23 protein-coding genes are annotated in these 25,851 nt (G+C 54.2%); 16 read left to right on the top strand and 7 right to left on the bottom strand.

The window, feature by feature from the left end; genetic code table 11:
* Nucleotides 1-144 precede the first annotated feature (144 nt).
* Nucleotides 145-1,545, top strand: a complete 1,401-nt coding sequence (gene clcA / locus ACOTZB_RS09145; protein ID WP_421626958.1) for a H(+)/Cl(-) exchange transporter ClcA — start codon at nucleotides 145-147, stop codon at nucleotides 1,543-1,545.
* Between the two features lie 79 nt (nucleotides 1,546-1,624).
* Complete coding sequence (erpA, locus tag ACOTZB_RS09140) at nucleotides 1,625-1,972, top strand: iron-sulfur cluster insertion protein ErpA (protein ID WP_047651481.1); 348 nt, start codon at nucleotides 1,625-1,627, stop codon at nucleotides 1,970-1,972.
* Between the two features lie 39 nt (nucleotides 1,973-2,011).
* Here erpA and ACOTZB_RS09135 read toward each other — a convergent pair whose 3' ends face one another.
* The 3 genes from ACOTZB_RS09135 to mtnN are packed head-to-tail and all read right to left on the bottom strand — an operon-like array spanning nucleotide 2,012 to nucleotide 4,154.
* Nucleotides 2,012-2,635: a TRIC cation channel family protein gene (locus ACOTZB_RS09135; RefSeq protein WP_023310447.1), complete on the bottom strand. Its 624-nt coding sequence runs from the start codon at nucleotides 2,633-2,635 to the stop codon at nucleotides 2,012-2,014.
* Between the two features lie 27 nt (nucleotides 2,636-2,662).
* On the bottom strand, nucleotides 2,663-3,463 hold the full coding sequence (gene btuF, locus ACOTZB_RS09130) for a vitamin B12 ABC transporter substrate-binding protein BtuF (RefSeq protein ID WP_421626957.1): 801 nt from the start codon (nucleotides 3,461-3,463) through the stop codon (nucleotides 2,663-2,665).
* Complete coding sequence (gene mtnN, locus ACOTZB_RS09125; protein WP_014882620.1) at nucleotides 3,456-4,154, bottom strand: 5'-methylthioadenosine/S-adenosylhomocysteine nucleosidase; 699 nt, start codon at nucleotides 4,152-4,154, stop codon at nucleotides 3,456-3,458. The genes btuF and mtnN overlap by 8 nt, the downstream gene beginning before the upstream one ends.
* 82 nt (nucleotides 4,155-4,236) lie before the next feature.
* On the opposite strand from mtnN, the gene dgt reads away from it, so the two are divergent.
* The 3 genes from dgt (at nucleotide 4,237) to cdaR (ending at nucleotide 8,623) form a co-directional block, all read left to right on the top strand.
* Complete coding sequence (gene dgt / locus ACOTZB_RS09120) at nucleotides 4,237-5,751, top strand: dGTPase (RefSeq protein ID WP_421626956.1); 1,515 nt, start codon at nucleotides 4,237-4,239, stop codon at nucleotides 5,749-5,751.
* A 131-nt stretch (nucleotides 5,752-5,882) separates the two neighbouring features.
* On the top strand, nucleotides 5,883-7,319 hold the full coding sequence (gene degP / locus ACOTZB_RS09115; RefSeq protein ID WP_126328822.1) for a serine endoprotease DegP: 1,437 nt from the start codon (nucleotides 5,883-5,885) through the stop codon (nucleotides 7,317-7,319).
* Nucleotides 7,320-7,465: 146 nt separating this feature from the next.
* Nucleotides 7,466-8,623 carry a DNA-binding transcriptional regulator CdaR gene (gene cdaR / locus ACOTZB_RS09110; RefSeq protein WP_126328821.1) on the top strand — a complete coding sequence of 386 codons (1,158 nt, stop codon included), beginning with the start codon at nucleotides 7,466-7,468 and terminating at the stop codon, nucleotides 8,621-8,623.
* A 92-nt stretch (nucleotides 8,624-8,715) separates the two neighbouring features.
* On the opposite strand, the gene ACOTZB_RS09105 is transcribed toward cdaR, so the two are convergent.
* From ACOTZB_RS09105 to map, 4 genes are all read right to left on the bottom strand, one after another.
* Nucleotides 8,716-9,102, bottom strand: a complete 387-nt coding sequence (locus ACOTZB_RS09105; protein WP_014168696.1) for a DUF3461 family protein — start codon at nucleotides 9,100-9,102, stop codon at nucleotides 8,716-8,718.
* 111 nt (nucleotides 9,103-9,213) lie between these two features.
* Nucleotides 9,214-10,038 (bottom strand): 2,3,4,5-tetrahydropyridine-2,6-dicarboxylate N-succinyltransferase, encoded by an 825-nt coding sequence (gene dapD / locus ACOTZB_RS09100; protein ID WP_008501915.1) that lies wholly within the window; start codon nucleotides 10,036-10,038, stop codon nucleotides 9,214-9,216.
* Between the two features lie 32 nt (nucleotides 10,039-10,070).
* Entirely contained in the window at nucleotides 10,071-12,746 is a 2,676-nt protein-coding gene (gene glnD / locus ACOTZB_RS09095; RefSeq protein WP_029741204.1) for a bifunctional uridylyltransferase/uridylyl-removing protein GlnD, read from the bottom strand.
* Between the two features lie 63 nt (nucleotides 12,747-12,809).
* Complete coding sequence (map, locus tag ACOTZB_RS09090; RefSeq protein WP_023310454.1) at nucleotides 12,810-13,604, bottom strand: type I methionyl aminopeptidase; 795 nt, start codon at nucleotides 13,602-13,604, stop codon at nucleotides 12,810-12,812.
* Nucleotides 13,605-13,925: 321 nt separating this feature from the next.
* Here map and rpsB point away from each other — a divergent pair, with 321 nt between their 5' ends.
* From rpsB to lpxD, 11 genes are all read left to right on the top strand, one after another.
* Nucleotides 13,926-14,651, top strand: a complete 726-nt coding sequence (gene rpsB, locus ACOTZB_RS09085; protein ID WP_003856207.1) for a 30S ribosomal protein S2 — start codon at nucleotides 13,926-13,928, stop codon at nucleotides 14,649-14,651.
* A 117-nt stretch (nucleotides 14,652-14,768) separates the two neighbouring features.
* Complete coding sequence (gene tsf, locus ACOTZB_RS09080; protein WP_014882627.1) at nucleotides 14,769-15,620, top strand: translation elongation factor Ts; 852 nt, start codon at nucleotides 14,769-14,771, stop codon at nucleotides 15,618-15,620.
* Nucleotides 15,621-15,769: 149 nt separating this feature from the next.
* Nucleotides 15,770-16,495, top strand: coding sequence for a UMP kinase (pyrH, locus tag ACOTZB_RS09075; RefSeq protein WP_008501910.1), 726 nt, complete (start codon nucleotides 15,770-15,772; stop codon nucleotides 16,493-16,495).
* Between the two features lie 167 nt (nucleotides 16,496-16,662).
* Entirely contained in the window at nucleotides 16,663-17,220 is a 558-nt protein-coding gene (gene frr, locus ACOTZB_RS09070) for a ribosome recycling factor (RefSeq protein ID WP_003856180.1), read from the top strand.
* A 95-nt stretch (nucleotides 17,221-17,315) separates the two neighbouring features.
* Nucleotides 17,316-18,515 carry a 1-deoxy-D-xylulose-5-phosphate reductoisomerase gene (gene ispC / locus ACOTZB_RS09065; RefSeq protein WP_348940151.1) on the top strand — a complete coding sequence of 400 codons (1,200 nt, stop codon included), beginning with the start codon at nucleotides 17,316-17,318 and terminating at the stop codon, nucleotides 18,513-18,515.
* A 186-nt stretch (nucleotides 18,516-18,701) separates the two neighbouring features.
* Nucleotides 18,702-19,460: a (2E,6E)-farnesyl-diphosphate-specific ditrans,polycis-undecaprenyl-diphosphate synthase gene (gene ispU, locus ACOTZB_RS09060; protein WP_047651476.1), complete on the top strand. Its 759-nt coding sequence runs from the start codon at nucleotides 18,702-18,704 to the stop codon at nucleotides 19,458-19,460.
* 12 nt (nucleotides 19,461-19,472) lie between these two features.
* Entirely contained in the window at nucleotides 19,473-20,330 is an 858-nt protein-coding gene (gene cdsA / locus ACOTZB_RS09055) for a phosphatidate cytidylyltransferase (protein WP_023310457.1), read from the top strand.
* 11 nt (nucleotides 20,331-20,341) lie between these two features.
* On the top strand, nucleotides 20,342-21,694 hold the full coding sequence (gene rseP / locus ACOTZB_RS09050; protein WP_023310458.1) for a sigma E protease regulator RseP: 1,353 nt from the start codon (nucleotides 20,342-20,344) through the stop codon (nucleotides 21,692-21,694).
* 29 nt (nucleotides 21,695-21,723) lie between these two features.
* Nucleotides 21,724-24,141: an outer membrane protein assembly factor BamA gene (gene bamA / locus ACOTZB_RS09045; RefSeq protein WP_421626955.1), complete on the top strand. Its 2,418-nt coding sequence runs from the start codon at nucleotides 21,724-21,726 to the stop codon at nucleotides 24,139-24,141.
* A 122-nt stretch (nucleotides 24,142-24,263) separates the two neighbouring features.
* Nucleotides 24,264-24,758 (top strand): molecular chaperone Skp, encoded by a 495-nt coding sequence (gene skp, locus ACOTZB_RS09040; RefSeq protein ID WP_045907838.1) that lies wholly within the window; start codon nucleotides 24,264-24,266, stop codon nucleotides 24,756-24,758.
* Nucleotides 24,759-24,761: 3 nt separating this feature from the next.
* Nucleotides 24,762-25,787, top strand: coding sequence for a UDP-3-O-(3-hydroxymyristoyl)glucosamine N-acyltransferase (lpxD, locus tag ACOTZB_RS09035; protein WP_047651471.1), 1,026 nt, complete (start codon nucleotides 24,762-24,764; stop codon nucleotides 25,785-25,787).
* Nucleotides 25,788-25,851: the final 64 nt, after the last annotated feature.

The raw sequence follows: 25,851 nt of genomic DNA, 5'->3' as shown, positions 1-25,851 counted from the left end.
CCCACTATTCTATGTGATTCGAGGAAGGTTATGAAATTTTTAGCCGGGCAATGCTTTAAGATTTGTTAAGTAATTTTCAGGAGACGGTGGGGCCGTCTCTGGTAAAATCCTTGCGGCTTTTTGTGTGACAAATAAGAACAGGACATGAAATCAGATTCTCCGTCTTTTGAAGAACAACAGTTTACGCGCGCCCAGCACCGAATCAGCATTCGGCGGCTGCTCAATCGCGATAAAACGCCGCTGGCGATCCTGCTGGCCGCTGCCGTGGTGGGTACTCTCGCGGGCCTGGTTGGCGTGGCGTTTGAAAAAGCGGTTAATGCCGTACTCAACTGGCGAGTGGGCACCGTGGCCGGTTTCGCCGACAGCGAATGGCTGGTCTGGGTGTGGGCATTCGGGCTGTCCGCGCTGTTTGCCATGGTGGGGTATTTTCTGGTGCGTAAATTCGCGCCGGAGGCGGGGGGATCGGGCATCCCGGAAATTGAGGGCGCGCTCGAGGAGCTGCGTCCGGTGCGCTGGTGGCGGGTGATTCCGGTTAAGTTCATCGGCGGCATGGGGACTCTGGGCGCGGGAATGGTGCTTGGACGGGAAGGACCCACGGTACAGCTGGGGGGGAACGTCGGCCGCATGGTGGGCGATCTGTTTCGGATGCGAAGCGCCGAAGCGCGCCATACGCTGCTGGCAACCGGCGCGGCGGCGGGGCTTTCCGCCGCGTTTAACGCGCCGCTGGCGGGCATTTTGTTCATTATTGAAGAGATGCGCGCGCAGTTCCGCTACAACCTGATCTCAATTAAAGCGGTGTTTACCGGCGTCATTATGTCGAGCATCGTGTTTCGCATCTTTAATGGCGAGGGCGCGGTCATTGAGGTGGGTAAACTCACCAACGCGCCGGTCAATACCCTGTGGCTTTACCTGATCCTCGGCATGATTTTTGGCGTGGTGGGGCCGCTGTTTAACACCTTTATCCTGCGCGCCCAGGATATGTTCCAGCGCATTCACGGCGGAAATACCACAAAATGGGTGCTGATGGGTGGTCTGCTGGGCGGCATGTGTGGCGTACTCGGGTTTATCGAGCCGAATGCCGCAGGCGGTGGGTTCGGGCTGATTCCCATTGCGGCGGCGGGGAATTTCAGCGTGGGTCTGCTGCTGTTCATGTTTATCTCCCGGGTTATCACGACGGTACTGTGCTTCTCTTCCGGCGCGCCCGGGGGGATTTTTGCCCCGATGCTGGCGCTGGGCACGCTGCTGGGGACTGCGTTTGGTATGGCGGCTGAAGTGGGCTTTCCCGCCTATCACCTTGAAGCCGGGACGTTTGCGGTGGCCGGAATGGGCGCGCTGCTGGCCGCGTCCCTGCGTGCGCCGTTGACTGGCATCGTGCTGGTGCTGGAGATGACGGATAATTACCAGCTCATTTTGCCAATGATCATTACCTGTCTCGGCGCGACACTATTAGCCCAGTTCCTGGGTGGAAAACCGCTATACTCCACCATCCTTGCGCGTACCCTGGCAAAACAAGAGGCGGAGCGGGCCGCCGCGCAGAATACTTGAATGAATTACCAGGGTATTAGATAATGACATAAAGAATTGGGTGAATTTTGCCCAATAGCAGTATTCATGGGAGCATAAGATGAGTGATGACGTAGTAGCTGTACCGCTCGAATTTACCGAAGCAGCAGCCAACAAAGTGAAAAACCTGATTGCCGACGAAGACAATCCGGATCTGAAACTGCGTGTTTATATTACCGGTGGCGGCTGCAGCGGCTTCCAGTATGGTTTTACCTTTGACGATCAGGTTAACGATGGCGATATGACTATCGAGAAACAGGGCGTCGCGCTGGTGGTTGACCCGATGAGCCTGCAATATCTGGTAGGCGGTTCGGTGGATTACACTGAAGGTCTGGAAGGTTCACGCTTTGTTGTGACTAACCCGAACGCAACCAGCACCTGCGGATGTGGTTCGTCGTTCAGCATCTGATGACCAAAAAACGGTAACCTGGCGGTTACCGTTTTGCTTTTACCTTCCGTTATCATCCAGCGCAAACGTCGGTAGCTTCAGATGCCAGCGTATCGCCGCTAAACGTATCACCAGCGTGACCACCATCCCCAGCATCGCGGCATTTTCCAGCGGGAGGGCAAAGGTGTAGTACGCGGTAGCGTGAACAATCCCGCCCACAATGCAGGCCGTTGCGTAAATTTCAGTACGCAGGATCATCGGCACTTCACGCGCCAGAATGTCGCGTATGATCCCACCGCCCACGCCGGTTAATACGCCCATGCAGATTGCCACCATCGGACCGGTACCGGCATTAAACGCCTTATTGACGCCAATACCAACAAACACGGCCAGACCGACGGCATCCAGTACCGGCAATATCCACTTGGGTAAGCGGCGAGGCTGGCGAACCAGTACAATGGTTAACAGGCAGGTGACCATAGCAACCACCAGATCGGTAGGATCTTTCACCCAAAACACCGGGCCATTCGCCAGCGCCATATCACGGATAGTCCCGCCGCCGACGGCGGTCACGACGCCCAGCACCAGCACGCCAAACGGATCCATGCGTAGTTTTCCGGCGAGCAGAACGCCGGAGATAGCAAAAACGGCTGTGCCAAGAATATCCAGCCAATAAACGAGCATCGTTAAATCCTCGAAAAGGGTCTTATGTTAGTGACTCTCTGCCAGCGCGGCACAGAGCTGTTTTGCGGCGAGGATAATACGCGGGCTGGCGCGTTCAAACCAGTCGCTGTTGAGTGGGATCACCGGAATTTTTAGCTGCTTTTGCCAGAATTGTTCAATTTTAGGAATCTCGCTCGCATTTCCGACCACGACGATGGCCTGCGGCTGGCGCGCCAGAACCTGCTCGCGGCTCACCTGAGGCCACGGCACCCGGCTGGCGGAAAAGATGTTTTCACCGCCGCAGACTTCCAGCACCTGGTTCTGAATCGACCCTTTTCCGGTGGTGAACAGCGGCTGGCTGCCAAACTGCAGGAAGATGCGCTTTTTAACAGGGGTATCGTATCGGGATTTCAGCGCAGCATAGTCACTGAGCATCTGTTTCGCTGCGCTCTCGGCTTTTTTGGGGGTTGGGCTATAAGGGGCGAGAGAACGTAGCGCCTGAGCGACTTGTTCAATGCTGACGGCATCAATCCACATCACTTTTATGCCAAGCGAGGTGAGCTGGTTGACCTGCCGCTCGGCGTTGCCGCCGCGCCAGGCCAGCACGAGATCCGGTTTAAGCGCCACGATGCGCTCAAGGTTCATCCCCTGCCAGGTTGCCACCTGTTCAATACCCGCGGCTTGCGGTGGGTAATCCGAATAGCTACTCACGCCAACGGGCGTGATCCCGGCGGCAAACGCCAGTTCCGTGTTCGCGGGAGAGAGGGTAATCACGCGCGGTAACGCATTGAGCCACAGCGGTGCGAGAAGAAGCAGGGCGGCCAGCGCCCTGAAGGTATGTTTAGCCACGTGCCAGATTCTGCACCAGGCGTTCCACCATCACGGTGGACTGTTTTGCCGCAACGGTCAGGAACTCGTCGAAGCTGATGTGGGACTGCTGGTCTGCCACGTCAGAGATGGCGCGAACCACCACGAAGGGGACGCTGAAGTTATGGCAGACATGAGCGATCGCTGTCGCTTCCATCTCAACGGCAACCGCCTGAGGGAAGTTATGACGGATTTTCGCCAGCCCAACGGAGCCGTTGATGAAGGCATCACCGCTGACAATCAGACCGCGTACCGCGTTGAGGTTGAGTTCTGCGATGCAGGTCTCTGCCGCCGCAATCAGTTTGTCGTCAGCTTTAAAACCAGCAGGACAGCCCGGTAGCTGACCGTACTCGTAACCAAACGCGGTGACGTCGGCATCGTGGTAACGCGCTTCGTCGGAGACAACGATATCGCCCACTTTCAGCGTCGGCGCCAGGCCGCCCGCAGAGCCGGTATTCACGATAACGTCCGGCTTGCAGCGCTCAAGCAGCAGGGTTGCACCCAGCGCAGCAGCCACTTTACCGATGCCTGATTTCAGCAGAGCCACGTCAACACCGTTCAGCTGGCCGGTGTAGATCTCACAACCCCCCAGAGAGAGGGTCTGACGGTTCTCAATTTTGTCACGCAGCAGCGTAACTTCTTCTTCCATTGCACCAATAATGCCGATTTTCATAGATTTACTCGCGATGTGCCTTGTTAAGATGCATAGTCTATCATGCGGTTAAGGGGAAACGCATTCTCACGCGGGGGAGCACATGTCACCAATCGATTTTCGCACCAAAATTAACTGGCACCGACGTTTCCGTTCGCCGCAGGGCGACAAGAGCGAACATGGGATCCTGCGTATCTTCGAAAGCGATCGCGGGCGGATCATTAACTCGCCAGCCATCCGACGTCTGCAGCAAAAAACTCAGGTGTTCCCGCTGGAGCGTAACGCCGCGGTGCGCACGCGCTTAACCCACTCCATGGAAGTGCAGCAGGTCGGGCGCTATATTGCCAAAGAGATTTTGAGCCGTCTCAAAGAGCAGCGTTTACTGGAAACCTATGGTCTGGACGAGCTGACGGGGCCCTTCGAGAGCATCGTTGAGATGGCCTGCCTGATGCACGACATCGGCAACCCGCCTTTCGGCCACTTTGGTGAGGCGGCTATCAATGACTGGTTTAAGCAGCGGCTTTTCCCTTCGGATGCGGTAAGCCAGCCCCTCAGCGATGACCGCTGCATCGTACGCGATTTGCGCCTGCGTGAAGGTGAAGAGGGGCTGAACGATCTGCGCCGCAAAGTGCGCCAGGATTTATGTCACTTCGAGGGCAACGCGCAGGGGATCCGGCTGGTCCACTCCCTGATGCGCATGAACCTGACCTGGGCCCAGGTCGGCTGCATTCTGAAATATACGCGTCCCGCGTGGTGGATGGGGGATACGCCCGCGTCCCACAGCTATTTAATGAAAAAACCGGGCTATTACCTTTCTGAAGAGGCCTATATTGAGCGGTTACGTAAAGAACTTTCATTGACTGCAAATGGCCGCTTTCCATTGACCTGGATTATGGAAGCCGCCGATGATATTTCCTATTGTGTGGCCGATCTGGAAGATGCCGTGGAGAAAAGAATCTTCAGCGTCGAGGAGCTTTATCAGCATCTTTATGCAGCCTGGGGAACTCATGAAAAAGGCTCGCTGTTTGAGCAGGTTGTCGAAAATGCCTGGGAAAAATCGCGCTCAAATACATTAAGCCGCAGTACGGAAGACCAGTTCTTTATGTATTTGCGGGTCAATACATTAAATAAACTGGTGCCGTATGCGGCGTCGCGTTTTATTGATAATTTGCCGCTCATTTTCAGCGGGGAATTCAACCACGCGCTGCTGGAAGATGACAGCAGTTTCAGCCAGCTCCTTGAGCTTTATAAACATGTGGCGATGCGGCATGTATTCAGCCACCCGGATGTTGAACAGCTAGAGCTGCAGGGCTATCGGGTAATCAGTGGGTTACTGGAAATTTATTCCCCGTTGCTTCAGCTGTCGGTCGATGAATTCAGCGAACTGGTGGAACACGAGCGCGTGCGCAGAATACCTATCGAATCGCGGCTTTATCAAAAACTCTCTACCCGGCATCGTCTGGCGTATGTCGAAGCAATTAGCAAGCTGGAGCGCCATTCTCCACAGTGGCCGGTGATGGAATATTATTATCGCTGCCGTCTTATCCAGGACTATATCAGCGGCATGACTGATTTGTATGCCTGGGATGAATATCGCAAGCTCATGGCGGTGGAATAATCCCGGAGTTTTGTAAAGACGGCCAATAAATTTTTACCTTTTCCATAAACTTATCGCCGGAACTAAGCGGTATAAAACGAATCTGAGTTACACAGCAATTTTGCGTTACCTGTAAATCGAGATTGAGAAACATGAAAAAAACCACATTAGCAATGAGTGCACTGGCTCTGAGTTTAGGTTTAGCGCTGTCTCCTGTGACTGCTACTGCAGCCGAGACCGCGTCGTCGGCAGCAACCGCGCAGCAGATGCCAAGCCTGGCACCGATGCTCGAAAAAGTGATGCCATCGGTGGTGAGTATTAACGTTGAGGGCAGCACGACCGTCAATACGCCGCGTATGCCGCGTAACTTCCAGCAGTTCTTCGGCGACAACTCGCCGTTCTGCCAGGACGGTTCGCCATTCCAGAGCTCTCCGTTCTGTCAGGGCGGCGGTGCCGGGGATGACAGCCAGGGCGGCGGCCAGCAGCAGAAATTCATGGCGCTTGGCTCGGGGGTAATTATTGATGCGGCGAAAGGCTACGTCGTCACTAACAACCACGTTGTCGATAACGCGAACAGCATTAAGGTTCAGCTGAGCGATGGCCGTAAGTTTGACGCCAAAGTGGTCGGCAAAGACCCGCGTTCTGACATCGCGCTGATCCAGATTCAGGATCCGAAAAACCTGACGGCGATTAAAATTGCCGACTCCGACGCGCTGCGCGTGGGCGACTATACCGTGGCGATCGGTAACCCGTTCGGTCTGGGTGAAACCGTGACCTCGGGTATCGTCTCTGCGCTGGGTCGTAGCGGCCTCAACGCTGAGAACTATGAGAACTTCATCCAGACGGATGCGGCGATCAACCGCGGTAACTCCGGCGGTGCGCTGGTGAACCTGAACGGTGAGCTGATCGGTATCAACACCGCTATCCTTGCCCCGGACGGCGGCAACATCGGTATCGGTTTTGCTATCCCGAGTAACATGGTGAAAAACCTGACCGCGCAGATGGTGCAGTATGGCCAGGTGAAACGCGGCGAGCTGGGTATCCTCGGTACGGAGCTGAACTCCGAACTCGCTAAGGCGATGAAGGTTGACGCCCAGCGCGGGGCATTCGTCAGCCAGGTGATGCCGAATTCGTCTGCGGCGAAAGCGGGCATTAAAGCGGGGGATGTAATCACCTCCCTGAACGGTAAACCGATCAGCAGCTTTGCCGCCCTGCGTGCCGAAGTGGGCTCGATGCCGATTGGCAGTAAAGTGACCCTCGGCCTGCTGCGCGACGGTAAGCCGGTTAACGTGAGCCTGGAGCTGCAGCAGAGCAGCCAGAATCAGGTGGATTCCAGCACCATATTCAGCGGGATTGAAGGTGCCGAGATGAGCAATAAAGGCGCAGACAAAGGCGTGGTGGTGAACAACGTGAAAGCGAATTCACCGGCAGCCCGTATCGGCCTGAAAAAAGGCGATGTGATCATGGGCGCTAACCAGCAGCCGGTGAAAAACATCGCTGAACTGCGCAAAATTCTCGACAGCAAGCCTTCCGTGCTGGCGCTGAATATCCAGCGTGGTGATACCTCTCTTTATCTGCTGATGCAGTAATCCTCAGAAGCCCCTGTTCGCAGGGGCTTTCTCGTTTCTGTGATTCTTGCCACAACTCCATACTTCTCCCTCTCTCTTTGTGCATTAGCACAATGCAGCCGTCGCTGAACTTCCCTATGCTTGAGCTCTGCTCACGGGAGGGTTACATGGCTGGCTGGCATCTTGATACCAAAATGGCGCAGGATATCGTGGCGCGCACCATGCGCATCATTGATACCAATATCAACGTAATGGATGCCCGCGGGCGTATTATTGGCAGCGGCGATCGCGAGCGTATTGGGGAATTGCACGAAGGCGCGCTGCTGGTGCTGTCTCAGGGGCGAGTCGTGGATATCGACGATGCGGTAGCGAAACACCTGCACGGCGTACGCCAGGGCATCAATTTACCGCTGCGCCTTGAAGGCGAAATTGTGGGGGTAATTGGCCTCACCGGCGAGCCCGAGTTACTGCGAAAATACGGTGAGCTGGTCTGTATGACGGCGGAGATGATGCTGGAGCAGTCGCGCCTGATGCACCTGCTTGCCCAGGACAGCCGCCTGCGTGAAGAGCTAGTGATGAACCTTATTCAGGCGGAAGAGCATACGCCTGCGCTCAGCGAATGGGCGCAGCGTCTGGGGATCGATCTCAACCAGCCGCGCGTGGTGGCGGTCATTGAGGTGGATAGCGGCCAGCTTGGCGTGGACAGCGCGATGGCCGAGCTGCAGCAGCTGCAAAATGCGCTGGCGACGCCGGAGCGCGATAACCTGGTGGCGATAGTCTCCCTGACGGAAATGGTGGTCCTCAAGCCGGCGCTCAATGCGTTCGGCCGCTGGGATGCCGACGATCATCGTCGTCGCGTGGAGCAGCTGATCTCCCGGATGGAGGAGAACGGTCAGCTGCGTTTTCGCGTTGCGCTGGGCAACTACTTTACCGGGCCGGGCAGTATCGCCCGCTCCTGGCGTACCGCGCGCACCACCATGATGGTGGGCAAGCAGCGGATGCCGGAGAGCCGCAGCTATTTCTATCAGGATCTGATGCTGCCGGTGCTGCTCGACAGCCTGCGCGGGGGCTGGCAGGCCAATGAGCTGGCGCGGCCATTAGCGCGTCTGAAAGCCATGGACAACAACGGCCTGCTGCGCCGGACGCTGCAGGCGTGGTTCCGCCATAACGTGCAGCCGCTGGCGACCTCAAAGGCGCTGTTTATTCACCGCAATACGCTTGAGTATCGGTTAAACCGGATTTCAGAGCTGACGGGGCTGGATCTGGGAAACTTTGACGACAGGCTGCTGCTGTATGTGGCGCTTCAGCTGGACGAACAGAGATGACTGAGTGCGGTCTGGTGCACTTACCCCATCCCTCTCCGACGGGGAGAGGGCGCAAACACTAAAAACGGCAATCAAGGATTGCCGTTTTGCTTTTATTTCCGCGTTAATTTCTCAAGATCCGCTTCAATCTCGCTGATCTTATTTGTTACAACGCTTTCAAGGTGACGCAGATCGTCAAGGATCTTACGCTTGAGATCGACTTCGGTGCGGTCGCGCTGGCAGATCTGATCGAGTTCATCGATCACATAGCGCAGGTTAGGGCTGATTTCCTGTACTTCTTTGTAGCCCTGTCCTACACCGTCAGCCACAACGGTCTTACGCTGGCGTGGATATTTAAACTTCACGCTTTTGGCGAAAAACTCTCCTTTGTCCTTGTGAAAATAGATTTTCAGAATATCGTTATTGGCTTCCTGACGGAGGCTGTAACGATCAATTTCATCAGGATTGGTAATGCCCAGACTTTTCAGATTATCGTACATAGCGGTACCCTTGATCTCAACATAACCTTTGAATAATTAACGAAAAAATCTATTTTCGCCACCCTCAGATATAAAAAAAGCGGGGTTGCCCCCGCTTTTTGTTATACCCGATTAATCAATGGTGCGCAGCAATTCGTTGATGCCCACTTTACCGCGCGTTTTCGCATCCACTTTCTTCACGATAACCGCACAGTACAGGCTGTATTTGCCATCTTTTGACGGCAGGTTGCCGGAAACCACCACGGAGCCCGCCGGAACGCGACCGTAGTGAACTTCACCGGTTTCACGGTCGTAAATACGGGTGCTCTGACCGATGTAAACGCCCATGGAGATCACGGAGCCTTCTTCAACGATCACGCCTTCAACCACTTCAGAGCGCGCGCCGATGAAGCAGTTGTCTTCGATAATGGTCGGGTTAGCCTGCAGTGGCTCCAGAACACCCCCGATGCCCACGCCGCCGGACAGGTGAACGTTTTTACCGATCTGCGCGCAGGAACCGACGGTCGCCCAGGTGTCGACCATGGTGCCTTCGTCAACGTAGGCACCGATATTCACGTAGGATGGCATCAGCACGGTGTTACGTGCGATGAACGCACCCTGGCGAACCGCCGCAGGCGGTACCACGCGGAATCCTTCTTTCTGGAAACGCGCTTCGTCGTAGTCAGCGAATTTCATTGGCACTTTATCGAAGTAGCGGCTTTCTGCTCCGTCGATAACCTGGTTATCGTTGATGCGGAAAGAGAGCAGCACGGCTTTCTTCAGCCATTGATGAGTGACCCACTGACCGTCGATTTTTTCTGCCACGCGCAGCGCGCCGGAATCCAGAAGGGAAATCACCTGGTTTACCGCTTCACGGGTCACGGTATCCACATTTGCCGGGGTAATCTCGGCGCGACGCTCAAAAGCGGACTCAATAACGTTCTGTAACTGCTGCATTGTTTACTCTTTCCATTTCACTAAAAAACATATCACCCTTTATCGTTTGGATTGAGGGCTGCTGTCAACCGTTGTTGCACTTCAAGCTGCAGGTCATTATTAAGGGCACGCCGGTCCGCTGTCGCGATTATAAATAAATCTTCTACTCGCTCGCCAATCGTTGTAATTCGGGCCCCGTGGAGCGAAATTCCCAGATCGGCAAAAACCTGGCCGACGCGAGCAAGCAGCCCCGGCTGGTCGAGCGCGATCAGCTCCAGGAACGATTTACGGTCGGTGTGGGTCGGCAGGAAATTGACCTCGGTATCGACGGTAAAGTGGCGCAATTTCGCCGGCTGGCGACGCGGCTGCGGGGGCTGCCAGCTGCGCTGGGTAATCGCCTGTTCCAGACCGAAACGTATCCCTTCATGCCTGTCCGACGAGAGCGGGCTGCCGTCCGGCTCAAGCACGATAAAGGTGTCCATCGCCATGCCGTCGCGGGTGGTGAAAATCTGCGCGTCGTGAACGCTCAGGTTACGCCTGTCCAGCTCGGCGCAGACCGCAGCAAACAGATAAGGTCGGTCCGGGCTCCAGATGAAAATCTCCGTCCCGCCGCGGGTGGCCTGCGGGCTCAGCAGGATCATCGGCTGGGATAGATCGTGCTTGAGCAGATGCCGCGCGTGCCACGCAAGCTGGTTTGGGCTATGGCGGACAAAATAGTTGGCGCGGCAGCGGGCCCAAATCTGATGCAGTGCCTCTTCATCAATGTTATCCATCCGCAGCAGCGCCAGCGCCTGCAGCTGGTGATGGCGCACGCGTTCGCGCATGTCCGGGGTGTTTTGCATCCCGCGACGCAGCTGTTTTTCGGTGGCGAAGTACAGCTCGCGCAGCAGGCTCTGCTTCCAGCTGTTCCACAGGGTCTCGTTGGTGGCGCAGATATCGGCCACCGTCAGGCAGACCAGATAGCGCAGACGGTTTTCCGTCTGAACCTCTTCAGCGAACTGCTTTATCACTTCCGGATCCTGAATGTCACGACGCTGCGCGGTAACCGACATCAGCAGGTGATGGCGCACCAGCCAGGCCACCAGCTGCGTTTCACGCGAGTTCAGGCCGTGCAGTTCGGCAAATTTCAGCACGTCCTGCGCGCCCAGCACCGAGTGGTCACCGCCGCGACCTTTGGCGATATCGTGGAACAGGGCGGCAATCAGGATCAGTTCCGGATGGGTCAGGCGCGGCCACAGCTCCACGCAGAGCGGGTGGCGGGAGCGCGTCTCTTCTTTCGCAAAGCTTTCCAGCTTGAGCATCACGCGGATCGTGTGTTCATCCACCGTGTAGGCGTGGAACAGATCGAACTGCATTTGCCCGACAATGTGCGACCACTGCGGCATATAGGCCCACAGCACGCTGTGGCGGTGCATTGGCAGCAGGCCGCGGCTGACGGCGCCCGGGTGGCGGAGCATGCTCAGGAACAGCGAACGCGCTTCCGGGATATAGCACAGCGGCTGCGTCAAATGACGGCGCGCATGGCGCAGATGGCGCAGGGTGGTGGAGTAGATGCCTGTGATGGTGCTGTTGCGCACCATGGTATAGAACATCCGCAGAATCGCTTCCGGCTCGCGGATGAACAGCGTTTCGTCGCGCAGGTCGATAAGCGTGCCGCGCAGCTGGAATTCGTCATCAATCGGGCGCGGTTTTTCGTCCGCCGTCAGGGCCAGAATGGCCTCGTCGAACAGCTGCAACAGCATCTGGTTCAGCTCGGTCACCCGGCGTGTGACGCGGAAGAAATCCTTCATCATGTGCTCAACCGGCTCGTTGCCTTCGCCCTGATAATTCAGACGCTGAGCCACGCTGAGCTGGCGGTCAAACAGCAGGCGGTTATCGTAGCGGGTGACTTCCAGATGCAGGGCAAACCGGATGCGCCACAGCAGGTGCAGGCACTCGTTCAGCTCGTTACGCTCGGCCTCGGTTAAAAAGCCGAAGCCGACCATCTCGTCCATCGAGGTGGCGCCAAAATGACGGCGGGCGACCCACTGCAGGGTGTGGATGTCGCGCAGGCCGCCGGGGCTGCTTTTAATATCGGGTTCAAGATTATAGCTGGTGCCGTGGTAGCGCTGGTGGCGCTGATTTTGCTCCTCGACCTTCGCGGCGAAGAACTTTTCTGACGGCCAGAAGCCGTCGCTGAAGATGTGTTTTTGCAGCTCCAGGAACAGAGCGACGTCACCAATCAGCAGGCGGGTTTCAATCAGGTTGGTGGCGACGGTCAGGTCCGATAACCCTTCCAGCAGACACTCTTCCAGGGTGCGCACGCTGTGGCCGACTTCCAGCTTTACGTCCCAGAGCAGCGTCAGCAGTTCGCCAATTTTTTGCGCCTGTTCGTCCGGCAGCTTTTTGCGGCTTAGGATCAGGAGATCGATATCGGAAAGCGGATGCAGCTCACCGCGGCCATAGCCTCCGACAGCAACCAGCGCAACGTCGCTGATTTGCCCAAATCCGTAATCGATCCACAGGCGCTGCAGCAGCTGGTCGATAAATTCAGTGCGCGCCTCAATGAGTTGCTCAGCCGACACGCCTGCGTCGAAGGCGCTGCCCAGCCAGCGATGGAAAACATCCATATGGGCTTTAATATGCGCGCAGGTCAGCTCGTGCGACGGCCAGACGCCCGGGTTATCGGGCTGGTCGGGGAGGGTGGGAAGTGCTGTGTTAGCATACTGTTCGGGTAAAAGATTACTCATCGTGCGCCACCCATAAGAAAAAGCTATAGCCATTAAAAAAGCCGGCATTTGCCGGCTTTTTTATCATTCATCGTGCGTCAGTATCGCCGGGATGGTGTCATCCTTGCGCAACGTCATAATTTCGCAGCCGTTGTCTGTTACCACAATAGTATGCTCGTACTGCGCAGACAAGCTTCTGTCTTTGGTTTTCACCGTCCAGCCGTCTTTCATGGTTCGGATGCGATAGTCACCCGCGTTGACCATCGGCTCAATGGTAAAGGTCATGCCTTTTTGCAGCACCACGCCGCCGTCGTCTGCATCATAGTGCAGGACCTGCGGTTCTTCATGGAAGACGCGACCAATGCCGTGACCGCAGTACTCGCGCACCACGGAGAAACCTTCTGCTTCGACAAACTTCTGGATTGCCGCACCGATGGTACGCAGGCGAATACCCGGCTTCACCATTTTCAGTGCCAGGTAGAGGCTCTCTTGCGTCACTTTGCACAGACGCTCGCCAAGAATAGTCGGCTTGCCAACGATGAACATTTTTGAAGTGTCACCGTGGTATTCGTCTTTAATGACGGTCACGTCGATGTTAACGATGTCGCCGTCTTTCAGCAGTTTTTCATCGTCCGGAATACCGTGACACACCACTTCATTAATAGAGATGCAGACGGATTTCGGAAAACCGTGGTAGCCGAGGCAGGCGGAAACCGCGTGCTGCTCGTTTACGATATAGTCGTTACAGATACGGTCCAGCTCACCGGTGCTGACGCCCGGCTTCACGAACGGCTCGATCATTTCCAGCACTTCCGCGGCCAGACGACCGGCGACGCGCATCTTTTCAATTTCTTCAGGTGTCTTAATAGAGATAGCCATGTAATCTGTCCATCGGTGTCGATTTTTTCGACAATACTAGTCTAAGTGTCGTCAATGGTATCAGTCAGGCACGCTCCGTGCCAAATTGAGAATCATTAACAGCACACTCCGCCAACAACTGTTGGTTTCTGGTCGTGTTTTGTGGTATAAAGCGCGCCGGACTTCCGATCCATCTCAGATACACAGGCTGGACGGAAGCGACAAATCTCACTTTGTGTAACAACACACACGTATCGGCACATATTCCGGGGTGCCCTTCGGGGTCGGTAATATGGGATACGTGGAGGCATAACCCCAACTTTCAATATAGAGGTTTTAAACATGGCAACTGTTTCCATGCGCGACATGCTCAAGGCTGGTGTTCACTTTGGTCACCAGACCCGTTACTGGAACCCGAAAATGAAGCCTTTCATCTTCGGCGCACGTAACAAAGTTCACATCATCAACCTTGAGAAAACTGTACCAATGTTCAACGAAGCCCTGGCTGAGCTGAACAAGATCTCTTCCCGTAAAGGTAAGATTCTGTTCGTTGGTACTAAGCGCGCTGCAAGCGAAGCTGTGAAAGATGCTGCTAACAGCTGCGACCAGTTCTTCGTGAACCATCGCTGGTTGGGCGGCATGCTGACCAACTGGAAAACTGTTCGTCAGTCCATCAAACGCCTGAAAGATCTGGAAACCCAGTCTCAGGACGGTACTTTCGACAAGCTGACTAAGAAAGAAGCGCTGATGCGCACTCGTGAACTGGACAAGCTGGAAAACAGCCTGGGCGGTATTAAAGATATGGGCGGCCTGCCAGACGCGCTGTTCGTAATCGATGCAGACCACGAGCACATCGCAATCAAAGAAGCTAACAACCTGGGTATCCCGGTATTCGCTATCGTTGATACCAACTCCGATCCGGACGGTGTTGACTTCGTTATCCCGGGTAACGACGACGCAATCCGTGCTGTTAGCCTGTACCTGAGCGCTGTAGCTGCTACCGTTCGTGAAGGCCGTTCCCAGGATCTGGCTTCTCAGGCGGAAGAAAGCTTCGTAGAAGCTGAATAATAAGGTTTTACCCCTTATTAGTACCGTGTATGAATAGGGGCCCATTACCGGCCCCTTTTTTCAATTTACACTGTTTGGCCCCCGGCCGGGCAGTTCACATCTCCCGAGGATTTAAGAATGGCTGAAATTACCGCATCCCTGGTAAAAGAGCTGCGCGAGCGTACTGGCGCAGGCATGATGGATTGCAAAAAAGCGCTGACTGAAGCGAACGGCGACATCGAGCTGGCAATCGAAAACATGCGTAAATCCGGTGCGATCAAAGCAGCTAAAAAAGCAGGCAACGTTGCTGCTGACGGCGTGATCATCACTAAGATCGACGGCAACTACGGCATCATTCTGGAAGTTAACTGCCAGACTGACTTCGTTGCTAAAGATGGTGGTTTCCAGGCATTTGCTAACAAAGTTCTGGACGCAGCTGTTGCTGGTAAAATCACTGACGTTGAAGTTCTGAAAGCACAGTTCGAAGAAGAACGTGTTGCGCTGGTTGCTAAAATCGGTGAAAACATCAACATCCGTCGCGTATCTTCTCTGGAAGGCGACGTTCTGGGCTCTTACCAGCACGGTGCACGTATCGGTGTTCTGGTTGCGGCTAAAGGCGCTGACGAAGAGCTGGTTAAACAGCTGGCAATGCACATCGCTGCAAGCAAGCCAGAATTCGTTAAGCCAGAAGACGTGTCTGCTGAAGTGGTAGAGAAAGAGTACCAGGTTCAGCTGGACATCGCGATGCAGTCTGGTAAGCCAAAAGAAATCGCAGAGAAAATGGTTGAAGGCCGCATGAAGAAATTCACCGGCGAAGTTTCTCTGACTGGCCAGCCATTCGTAATGGACCCAAGCAAGTCTGTTGCTCAGCTGCTGAAAGAGCACAACGCTGACGTAACTGGCTTCATCCGCTTCGAAGTGGGCGAAGGCATCGAGAAAGTTGAGACTGACTTCGCAGCAGAAGTTGCTGCAATGTCCAAGCAGTCTTAATGATTGAAAAGGAGCCGCCTGAGGGCGGCTTCTTTTTGTCACCCGTCACAGGAAATCAGACAGGCTCCAGTATCGCTGTGCTGATTTGCGGCATATCATGTCGCCAGAATTAACCCCATCTTAATCGTTGACAGTCTCAGGAAAGAAACATGGCTACCAATGCAAAACCCGTGTACAAACGCATTCTGCTTAAGCTGAGTGGCGAAGCGCTGCAGGGATCGGAAGGCTTCGGTATTGACGCAAGCATCCTTGATCGCATGGCACAGGAAATCAAAGAACTGGTCGAACTGGGCATCCAGGTTGGCGTGGTCATTGGCGGTGGCAACCTTTTCCGTGGTGCTGGTCTGGCGAAAGCGGGGATGAACCGCGTTGTGGGCGACCACATGGGTATGCTGGCAACCGTGATGAATGGCCTGGCAATGCGTGACGCGCTGCATCGCGCTTATGTGAACGCCCGCCTGATGTCCGCAATTCCGCTGAATGGCGTTTGCGATAATTACAGCTGGGCGGAAGCCATCAGCCTGCTGCGCAACAACCGCGTGGTGATCCTCTCCGCCGGTACGGGTAACCCGTTCTTTACAACCGATTCCGCCGCCTGCCTGCGCGGTATCGAGATCGAAGCCGATGTGGTACTGAAAGCGACCAAAGTAGACGGCGTGTTTACTGCCGACCCGGCAAAAGATCCTTCTGCCACCATGTACGATCAGCTGAGCTACAGCGAAGTGCTGGATAAAGAGCTGAAAGTGATGGATCTTGCCGCCTTTACGCTGGCTCGCGACCACAAACTGCCGATCCGTGTCTTCAACATGAACAAACCTGGCGCACTGCGTCGCGTGGTCATGGGCGAAAAAGAAGGCACTTTGATCACGGAATAATTTCCGTTGACGATAAATACAGGTAAGATTCCGCTTTATTTTGTAGTGGTATCTTACCCGGGCGCGCCTTTGGCGTTGTCATGAATTAAACGCGACTATACTTAGCACACCTGTAGCGCTGTGCTGGCGGATAGTCTGCCTGAGACAAGTTTTCAAGGATTCGTAACGTGATTAACGACATCAGAAAAGATGCTGAAGTACGCATGGACAAATGCGTAGAAGCGTTCAAAAACCAAATCAGCAAAATCCGTACTGGCCGTGCTTCCCCAAGCCTGCTGGATGGCATCATCGTAGAATATTACGGTACGCCAACCCCTCTGCGCCAGTTGGCGAGCGTGACGGTTGAAGATACCCGTACGCTTAAAATCAACGTCTTCGACCGCTCTATGAGCCCGGCCGTTGAGAAAGCGATTATGGCCTCTGACCTCGGACTGAACCCAAGCTCTGCGGGCGCAGACATCCGCGTTCCACTTCCTCCGCTGACGGAAGAACGTCGTAAAGATCTTATCAAAGTGGTTCGTGGCGAAGCTGAGCAGGGTCGTGTATCCGTGCGTAACGTACGTCGCGACGCGAACGATAAAGTGAAAGCGCTGCTGAAAGAAAAAGAGATCAGCGAAGATGACGATCGTCGTTCTCAGGACGACATTCAGAAAATGACCGACGCGGCCATCAAGAAAATTGATGCGGCGCTGGCAGAAAAAGAAGCGGAACTGATGCAGTTCTGATTTCTGTCGTACACTGATAAACGCCGTTCAGAAGGACTTCGGGTCTTGCTGGCGGCGTTTTGCTTTTATCTGGTCTAACTTTTTTCGGGCATCTCATGAAGCATTTAACACTCCTCGGCTCAACCGGCTCTATCGGTTGCAGCACTCTCGACGTCGTTCGCCATAATCCTGAACTTTACACCGTGACAGCGCTGGTGGCCGGTAAGAATGTGCAGCGAATGGTCGAGCAGTGCCTGGAGTTTGCGCCCCGCTATGCGGTGATGGATGACGAAGAGAGCGCGCGTCTGCTGAAAGCACAGCTGCGTGAAAAGGGCAGTCGAACCGAGGTGCTGAGCGGCCAGCAGGCGGCATGCGAGATGGCGGCGCTGGATGAGGTGGATCAGGTCATGGCGGCCATTGTCGGCGCGGCAGGGCTGCTGCCGACGCTTGCTGCGATTGATGCCGGTAAGGATGTTCTGCTGGCCAATAAAGAGTCGCTGGTCACCTGCGGACGCCTGTTCATGGAGGCGGTGAAGCAGCGTGGGGCGCGTCTTTTGCCGGTCGACAGCGAACACAACGCGATTTTTCAGAGTTTACCGCAACCTTTTCAACAGAACCTGGGGTACGCTGACCTGGAGCAGAATGGCGTGGTGTCTATCCTGCTTACCGGGTCTGGTGGCCCGTTCCGTGAAACGCCACTGTCTGAACTGCGTGCAATGACACCCGATCAGGCGTGCCGTCATCCGAACTGGTCGATGGGGCGTAAAATCTCCGTTGATTCTGCCACCATGATGAACAAAGGTCTGGAATACATTGAAGCGCGCTGGCTGTTTAATGCGTCAGCGAAACAGATGGAAGTACTGATTCACCCGCAATCGGTGATTCACTCGATGGTGCGTTACCAGGATGGCAGCGTGCTGGCACAGCTGGGCGAGCCGGACATGCGTACGCCAATTGCCCATTCAATGGCGTGGCCAAATCGAGTGAAATCCGGCGTGAAGCCGCTTGATTTCTGCAAGCTAAGTTCCCTGACGTTCAGTGAACCAGACTATGACCGCTATCCTTGTCTGAAGCTTGCGATGAATGCCTTTGACCAGGGGCAGGCGGCGACGACGGCACTTAATGCAGCCAATGAAATTACCGTTGAGGCATTTCTGAATCAGCAAATTCGTTTCACCGATATCGCATCGCTTAATTTATCGGTACTGGACATGATGGATTTGCGCGAACCACAAAGCGTGGAAGAGGTGCTGGCGGTGGATGCAGCTGCGCGTAATATTGCGCGCCAACAGGTGACACGTCTCGCAAGCTGGTGATAAAGCAAGCACTAGTCGTCGTGCTATTTGTTAGCGTTGGGCTTCAGTGATATAGTCTGCGCCACCTGATCGCAGGTATTTGACTTAATGTGGTCAGGTGAGCCGTGGTTTGACACGGCTTTTTTATGTATAGGCTTCAGTATTCCTGAGTACCGTTAAATCCTTTTCAGGGACAAAAAACGCGTTATGTTGTCTGCGAATCAACCAATAAGCGAAAATTTGCCAGCTCATGGCTGCCGTCATGTAGCAATCATTATGGATGGCAATGGCCGCTGGGCGAAAAGACAAGGGAAGATACGAGCCTTTGGGCATAAAGCGGGGGCGAAATCCGTTCGCCGCGCCGTTTCTTTTGCCGCCAACAACGGCATTGATGCGTTAACGCTCTATGCTTTTAGCAGTGAAAACTGGAATCGTCCTCTGCAGGAAGTGACTGCGTTGATGGAATTGTTTGTGTGGGCGCTAGACAGCGAAGTAAAAAGCCTGCACCGCCACAACGTCCGCCTGCGTATCATTGGCGATACCAGTCGTTTTAACTCACGTTTGCAGGAACGGATTCGTAAAGCAGAAGCGCTGACGGAGAACAATACCGGTCTGACGCTGAATATTGCGGCGAATTACGGCGGACGCTGGGATATTATCCAGGGCGTTCGGCATCTGGCCGAACAGGTTCAGGAAGGGCTGTTGAGACCCGACCAAATTGATGAAGAGGCGCTGAGCAAGCAAATCTGCATGAATGAACAGGCACCTGTGGATTTGGTAATTAGGACAGGGGGGGAGCATCGCATAAGTAACTTTTTGATATGGCAAATTGCCTATGCCGAACTTTACTTTACGGATGTTCTTTGGCCCGATTTTGATGAACAAGACTTTGAAGGTGCGCTGCATGCCTTTGCCAATCGAGAGCGTCGTTTCGGCGGCACCGAGCCTGGTGGCGACAACGCCTGATGGGGGTAGCTTTTGCTGAAGTATCGCCTGATTTCCGCTTTTGTATTAATACCCATTGTCATTGCGGCGCTGTTTTTACTGCCCCCGGTGGGATTCGCTATTGTCACGCTGGTGGTGTGCATGCTGGCCGCGTGGGAATGGGGACAGTTTAGCGGCTTTACCTCGCGCACTCAGCGAGTATGGCTTGCGGTACTTTGTGGCTTTATCCTGGCCATAATGCTGTTTACGTTGCCTGAATATCACCATGATATTCACCAGCCCCTGGTTGCCGGTTCCTTGTGGATATCGTTGGCCTGGTGGGTTGCAGCGCTGCTGCTGGTTCTTTTTTATCCGGGGTCCGCGGCATTATGGCGTAATTCAAAAGTGCTGCGACTGATTTTTGGCTTGCTCACCATTATTCCTTTTTTCTGGGGTATGGTTGCGCTGCGGGCCTGGCACTACGACGAAAACCACTACAGCGGTGCGATCTGGCTGCTTTATGTGATGATTCTGGTCTGGGGGGCTGACTCCGGGGCCTATATGTTTGGTAAACTGTTTGGCAAACATAAGCTGGCACCGAAGGTTTCTCCGGGCAAAACCTGGCAAGGATTCATCGGCGGCCTGTTTACGGCAGCGATCATCTCCTGGGGCTACGGCGTCTGGGCGAATCTTGAAGTGGCACCGTCAATACTGCTGGTGTGCTCGATTTTTGCTGCGCTTGCCTCCGTGCTCGGTGATTTAACCGAAAGTATGTTTAAGCGTGAAGCAGGGATTAAGGACAGCGGACACCTGATTCCAGGGCATGGCGGTATACTGGATCGCATTGATAGCCTGACAGCGGCTGTTCCAGTGTTTGCGTGTTTGCTTTTACTGGTATTCGGGACGATTTAACGGAAGGTTTTATGCTGAGCATTCTCTGGAATCTGGCGGCGTTCATTGTTGCACTGGGTGTACTGATTACCGTGCATGAATTTGGCCATTTCTGGGTTGCTCGCCGCTGTGGCGTGCGCGTAGAGCGATTTTCCATCGGTTTTGGGAAATCACTCTGGACGCGCACCGACCGCCACGGCACGGAATTTGTCATCGCCCTTATCCCGCTGGGCGGCTACGTCAAAATGCTCGACGAACGCGTCGAGCCTGTCGCTCCTGAGCTGCGACACAGCGCATTCAACAATAAAACCGTTGGACAACGCGCTGCCATCATCGCTGCCGGACCGGTAGCCAACTTCATCTTTGCGATTTTTGCTTACTGGCTGGTGTTTATCATCGGCGTCCCTGGTGTACGTCCTGTGGTAGGTGAAATTGCCCCCAACTCCATCGCGGCGAGTGCGCAAATTACATCCGGGATGGAACTTAAAGCGATTGATGGCATCGAAACCCCTGATTGGGATGCCGTGCGACTGCAGCTGGTAGCCAAAATTGGCGATCCGCAGACCACCATCAGCGTATCGCCGTTTGGTTCAGATACGCGTCAGGACAAAGTACTTGATTTACGTCACTGGCGTTTCGAGCCAGACAAAGAGGATCCCGTCGCTGCGCTGGGCATTCGTCCACGCGGCGCGCAGATCGAGCCGGTATTAGCCGAAGTACAGGCAAATTCGGCGGCGAGCAAAGCAGGTTTGCAAGCGGGCGACAGGATCGTTAAAGTCGATGGTCAGCCATTAACAGAGTGGATGACCTTTGTTACTCTGGTGCGCGATAATCCGGGAACGTCTCTCGCGCTGGAAGTTGAAAGGCAGGGCAGTCCGCTTTCGCTGACGCTGATCCCGGATACGAAGTCGGTCGGCAAAAAGGCAGAAGGGTTTGCAGGCGTTGTGCCAAAAGTGATCCCGCTGCCAGATGAGTACAAGACAATACGCCAGTATGGGCCGTTCAGCGCCATCCTTGAAGCCACGGATAAAACATGGCAACTGATGAAGCTGACGGTCAACATGTTGGGGAAATTGATAACCGGTGATGTGAAACTGAACAACCTCAGTGGGCCAATTTCGATTGCTCAGGGGGCTGGGATGTCAGCGGAATTCGGGGTGATTTACTATCTCATGTTCCTCGCGCTCATTAGCGTGAATCTTGGGATAATCAACCTGTTCCCGCTTCCCGTTTTAGACGGGGGTCATCTGCTGTTTTTAGCGATTGAAAAGCTAAAAGGCGGACCGGTATCCGAGCGAGTTCAAGACTTTAGTTATCGCATTGGCTCGATTTTGCTGGTGCTGTTAATGGGGCTTGCACTTTTCAATGATTTCTCTCGGTTGTAAGAGAGTGTTAGGAAGAACGCATAATAACGATGGCGATGAAAAAGTTGCTCATAGCGTCGCTGCTGTTTAGCAGCGCCACCGTATACGGTGCTGACGGGTTCGTAGTGAAAGATATTCATTTCGAAGGCCTCCAGCGTGTCGCCGTTGGTGCGGCCCTCCTCAGTATGCCTGTACGCCCCGGCGATACGGTCAATGATGATGATATCAGTAACACCATCCGTGCTCTGTTTGCCACTGGCAACTTCGAGGATGTCCGCGTCCTGCGCGATGGTGATACGCTGCTGGTGCAGGTAAAAGAACGTCCAACGATCGCCAGTATCACTTTCTCCGGCAACAAGTCGGTGAAAGATGACATGCTCAAGCAGAACCTTGAAGCATCGGGTGTTCGTGTGGGTGAATCCCTGGACCGTACAACCCTTTCAGACATTGAAAAAGGTCTGGAAGACTTCTATTACAGCGTCGGTAAATACAGCGCCAGCGTGAAAGCGGTTGTCACTCCGCTGCCACGTAACCGTGTTGACCTGAAGCTTGTCTTCCAGGAAGGTGTTTCTGCGAAGATCCAGCAGATCAACATTGTCGGCAACCACGCGTTCAGCACCGACGAACTGATCTCCACCTTCCAGCTGCGCGATGAAGTGCCATGGTGGAACGTGGTAGGCGATCGCAAATACCAGAAACAGAAACTGGCGGGCGACCTTGAAACCCTGCGCAGTTACTATCTCGATCGTGGCTATGCGCGTTTCAACATCGACTCGACTCAGGTCAGTCTGACTCCGGACAAGAAAGGCATCTACATTACGGTTAACATCACTGAAGGCGAGCAATACAAGCTTTCTGGTGTTGAAGTGAGTGGTAACCTGGCGGGGCATTCTGCTGAAATCGAATCGCTGACCAAAATTCAGCCGGGCGACCTGTACAGCGGTTCCAAAGTAACCAAAATGGAAGACAGCATTAAGAAGCTGCTCGGCCGCTATGGTTATGCCTATCCGCGCGTACAGACTCAGCCGGAAATCAATGACGCGGATAAAACCGTTAAGCTGCACGTGAATGTTGATGCGGGCAACCGTTTCTACGTGCGTAAGATCCGCTTCGTTGGTAACGACACCTCCAAAGATTCCGTTCTGCGTCGCGAAATGCGTCAGATGGAAGGCGCATGGTTGGGAAGCGACCTCGTTGATCAGGGTAAAGAGCGTCTGAACCGTCTGGGCTATTTTGAAACGGTGGATACCGATACCCAGCGCGTACCGGGCAGCCCGGATCAGGTTGATGTCGTATATAAAGTGAAAGAGCGCAACACCGGTAGCTTTAACTTCGGTGTGGGCTACGGTACTGAAAGCGGCGTCAGCTTCCAGGTCGGCGTGCAGCAGGATAACTGGCTGGGTACGGGTTACTCTGTCGGTATTAACGGCACCAAAAACGATTACCAGACCTACTCTGAGTTCTCTGTGACTAACCCATACTTCACCGTAGACGGTGTGAGCCTGGGCGGTCGTATCTTCTATAACGACTTTAAAGCAGATGACGCGGACCTGTCTTCATACACCAACAAGAGTTACGGTGTAGACGGTACGCTTGGCTTCCCGGTTAACGAATACAACACCCTGCGTGCAGGCTTGGGCTACGTGCATAACGACCTGTCCAACATGCAACCGCAGGTGGCAATGTGGCGTTACCTGGACTCTATTGGTCAGTCGGCAAGTAAGTCCAGTGATAATAACGGTTTCGCTGCGGATGACTTCACCTTTAACTACGGCTGGACCTATAACCGCCTTGACCGTGGTTACTTCCCAACGGAAGGTTCTCGCGTCAACCTGAACGGTAAAGTTACCGTGCCGGGTTCCGATAACGAGTTCTATAAGGTCACGCTGGATACTGCGTCCTACTTCCCAATCGATGACGATCACAAGTGGGTGGTTCTGGGTCGTACCCGTTGGGGCTATGGCGATGGTCTGGGCGGCAAAGAGATGCCGTTCTATGAAAACTTCTATGCGGGTGGTTCCAGCACCGTTCGTGGCTTCCAGTCCAATAACATTGGTCCGAAAGCGGTCTACTACGGCGGGAACGACAAAGACAACTGCGATAAGTCTTCCTCCTCCGAAGTCTGTAGCTCTGATGATGCGGTGGGCGGTAACGCGATGGCGGTGGCCAGTCTGGAGTTCATCACACCAACGCCATTTATCAGTGATAAATACGCGAACTCTGTCCGTACGTCCTTCTTCTGGGATGCCGGTACGGTATGGGATACCAACTGGCAGAATACGGCTCAGATGCGTGCGGCAGGTGTTCCAGATTATAGCGATCCGAGCAATATTCGCATGTCTGCCGGTATCGCATTACAATGGATGTCACCGCTGGGGCCGTTGGTCTTCTCTTACGCCCAGCCGTTTAAGAAATATGATGGAGATAAGTCGGAGCAATTCCAGTTTAACATTGGTAAAACCTGGTAATAATCCGCAGCAAAGGAATGCGTTGGCAGTGTAGCGCTGACAACTGGCGATCGGTAAAACGGTCGCCTTGCCACGCAAAGAACGGTACCTTCTGGTGCCAATGGGATGGTAAGGAGTTAATTGTGAAAAAGTGGTTATTAGCTGCAGGTCTCGGTTTAGCGATGGCAACTTCTGCTCAGGCAGCAGACAAAATTGCAATCGTCAACATGGGTAATTTGTTCCAGCAGGTTGCACAGAAAACGGGTGTTTCTGCGACTCTGGAAAACGAATTCAAAGGCCGTGCAAGCGAACTGCAGGGTATGGAAAACGATCTTCAGTCCAAAATGCAGCGTCTGCAGCGTGATGGTTCTACCATGAAAGCAAGCGACCGCAGCAAGCTGGAAAAAGACGTAATGGCTCAGCGCCAGACGTTCTCCCAGAAAGCGCAGGCTTTCGAGCAGGATCGTCAGCGTCGTTCTAACGAAGAACGTGGCAAGCTGGTGACTCGCATTCAGACTGCTGTTAAAGCAGTGGCTGCCGATCAGAGCATCGATCTGGTTGTTGATGCGAACGCCGTCGCTTTCAACAGCAAAGATGTTAAAGACATCACTGCTGATGTTCTGAAACAGGTTAAATAAGTAATGCCTTCAATTCGACTGGCTGATTTAGCTCAGCAGTTGGATGCAGAATTACACGGTGATGGCGATATCGTCATCACCGCTGTTGCGTCCATGCAATCTGCTAAAGCTGGCACGATTACCTTCATGGTAAGCCCTAAGTACCGTGAGCAACTGGCTCAATGCCAGGCGTCAGCTGTTGTTCTGACGCAGGACGATCTTCCATTTGCCACTGTAAGCGCGCTGGTAGTGAAAAACCCCTACCTGACGTATGCACGCATGGCTCAAATTCTTGATACCACGCCGCAGCCGGCCCAGAACATTGCTGCCAGCGCAGCGATTGATCCGACGGCTAAGCTGGGTAACAACGTCGCCGTTGGCGCGAATGCGGTTATCGAATCCGGCGTTGTGCTGGGCGATAACGCCGTCATTGGCCCGGGTTGCTTCGTTGGGAAAAATACGAAAATCGGCGCCGGGACCCGTTTATGGGCCAACGTGTCCGTTTATCATGATGTTGAAATTGGCGAAAATTGCCTCGTCCAGTCCAGTACCGTCATTGGTTCTGATGGCTTTGGTTACGCTAACGATCGCGGTAACTGGGTTAAGATCCCGCAGCTTGGTCGCGTTATTATTGGCGATCGCGTAGAGATCGGCGCCTGTACCACCATTGACCGTGGCGCGCTTGACGACACGATCATTGGCAATGGTGTTATCATCGATAACCAGTGCCAGATTGCGCATAACGTTGTGATTGGCGACAATACCGCGGTTGCGGGTGGCGTCATCATGGCAGGCAGCCTGAAAATTGGCCGTTATTGCATGATTGGCGGTGCGAGCGTGATTAATGGCCATATGGAAATATGCGACAAGGTCACCGTGACGGGGATGGGCATGGTAATGCGTCCTATCACTGAACCTGGCGTCTACTCCTCAGGCATTCCGCTACAACCCAACAAGGTATGGCGTAAAACAGCAGCTCTGGTGATGAACATTGATGATATGAGCAAGCGCCTCAAGTCTCTTGAGCGTAAGATCGATCAACAAGATTAAGCGTCATCCGTTGAACGCTATTTTTCCCGGCCTGTCGGCTTTCTAATAAACCGGCAGGCCGTGT

Origin of the sequence: Enterobacter cloacae complex sp. SHL020 (assembly GCF_049236945.1) — a bacterium.
In the GTDB taxonomy this organism is placed as follows: Bacteria; Pseudomonadota; Gammaproteobacteria; order Enterobacterales; family Enterobacteriaceae; genus Enterobacter; species Enterobacter dykesii.
This window is presented reverse-complemented; position numbering and strand designations above follow the sequence as displayed.

Bases quoted from the DNA above. Each gene is read 5' to 3' on its own strand.
- lpxD (WP_047651471.1), top strand. From the start codon at position 24,762: ATGCCTTCAATTCGACTGGCTGATTTAGCTCAGCAGTTGGATGCAGAA.
- degP (WP_126328822.1), top strand. From the start codon at position 5,883: ATGAAAAAAACCACATTAGCAATGAGTGCACTGGCTCTGAGTTTAGGT.
- dgt (WP_421626956.1), top strand. From the start codon at position 4,237: ATGTCACCAATCGATTTTCGCACCAAAATTAACTGGCACCGACGTTTC.
- map (WP_023310454.1), bottom strand. From the start codon at position 13,604: ATGGCTATCTCTATTAAGACACCTGAAGAAATTGAAAAGATGCGCGTC.
- tsf (WP_014882627.1), top strand. From the start codon at position 14,769: ATGGCTGAAATTACCGCATCCCTGGTAAAAGAGCTGCGCGAGCGTACT.
- pyrH (WP_008501910.1), top strand. From the start codon at position 15,770: ATGGCTACCAATGCAAAACCCGTGTACAAACGCATTCTGCTTAAGCTG.
- clcA (WP_421626958.1), top strand. From the start codon at position 145: ATGAAATCAGATTCTCCGTCTTTTGAAGAACAACAGTTTACGCGCGCC.
- erpA (WP_047651481.1), top strand. From the start codon at position 1,625: ATGAGTGATGACGTAGTAGCTGTACCGCTCGAATTTACCGAAGCAGCA.
- mtnN (WP_014882620.1), bottom strand. From the start codon at position 4,154: ATGAAAATCGGCATTATTGGTGCAATGGAAGAAGAAGTTACGCTGCTG.
- ispC (WP_348940151.1), top strand. From the start codon at position 17,316: ATGAAGCATTTAACACTCCTCGGCTCAACCGGCTCTATCGGTTGCAGC.
- bamA (WP_421626955.1), top strand. From the start codon at position 21,724: ATGGCGATGAAAAAGTTGCTCATAGCGTCGCTGCTGTTTAGCAGCGCC.
- dapD (WP_008501915.1), bottom strand. From the start codon at position 10,038: ATGCAGCAGTTACAGAACGTTATTGAGTCCGCTTTTGAGCGTCGCGCC.
- rseP (WP_023310458.1), top strand. From the start codon at position 20,342: ATGCTGAGCATTCTCTGGAATCTGGCGGCGTTCATTGTTGCACTGGGT.
- rpsB (WP_003856207.1), top strand. From the start codon at position 13,926: ATGGCAACTGTTTCCATGCGCGACATGCTCAAGGCTGGTGTTCACTTT.
- ACOTZB_RS09135 (WP_023310447.1), bottom strand. From the start codon at position 2,635: ATGCTCGTTTATTGGCTGGATATTCTTGGCACAGCCGTTTTTGCTATC.
- ispU (WP_047651476.1), top strand. From the start codon at position 18,702: ATGTTGTCTGCGAATCAACCAATAAGCGAAAATTTGCCAGCTCATGGC.
- ACOTZB_RS09105 (WP_014168696.1), bottom strand. From the start codon at position 9,102: ATGTACGATAATCTGAAAAGTCTGGGCATTACCAATCCTGATGAAATT.
- cdaR (WP_126328821.1), top strand. From the start codon at position 7,466: ATGGCTGGCTGGCATCTTGATACCAAAATGGCGCAGGATATCGTGGCG.
- glnD (WP_029741204.1), bottom strand. From the start codon at position 12,746: ATGAGTAATCTTTTACCCGAACAGTATGCTAACACAGCACTTCCCACC.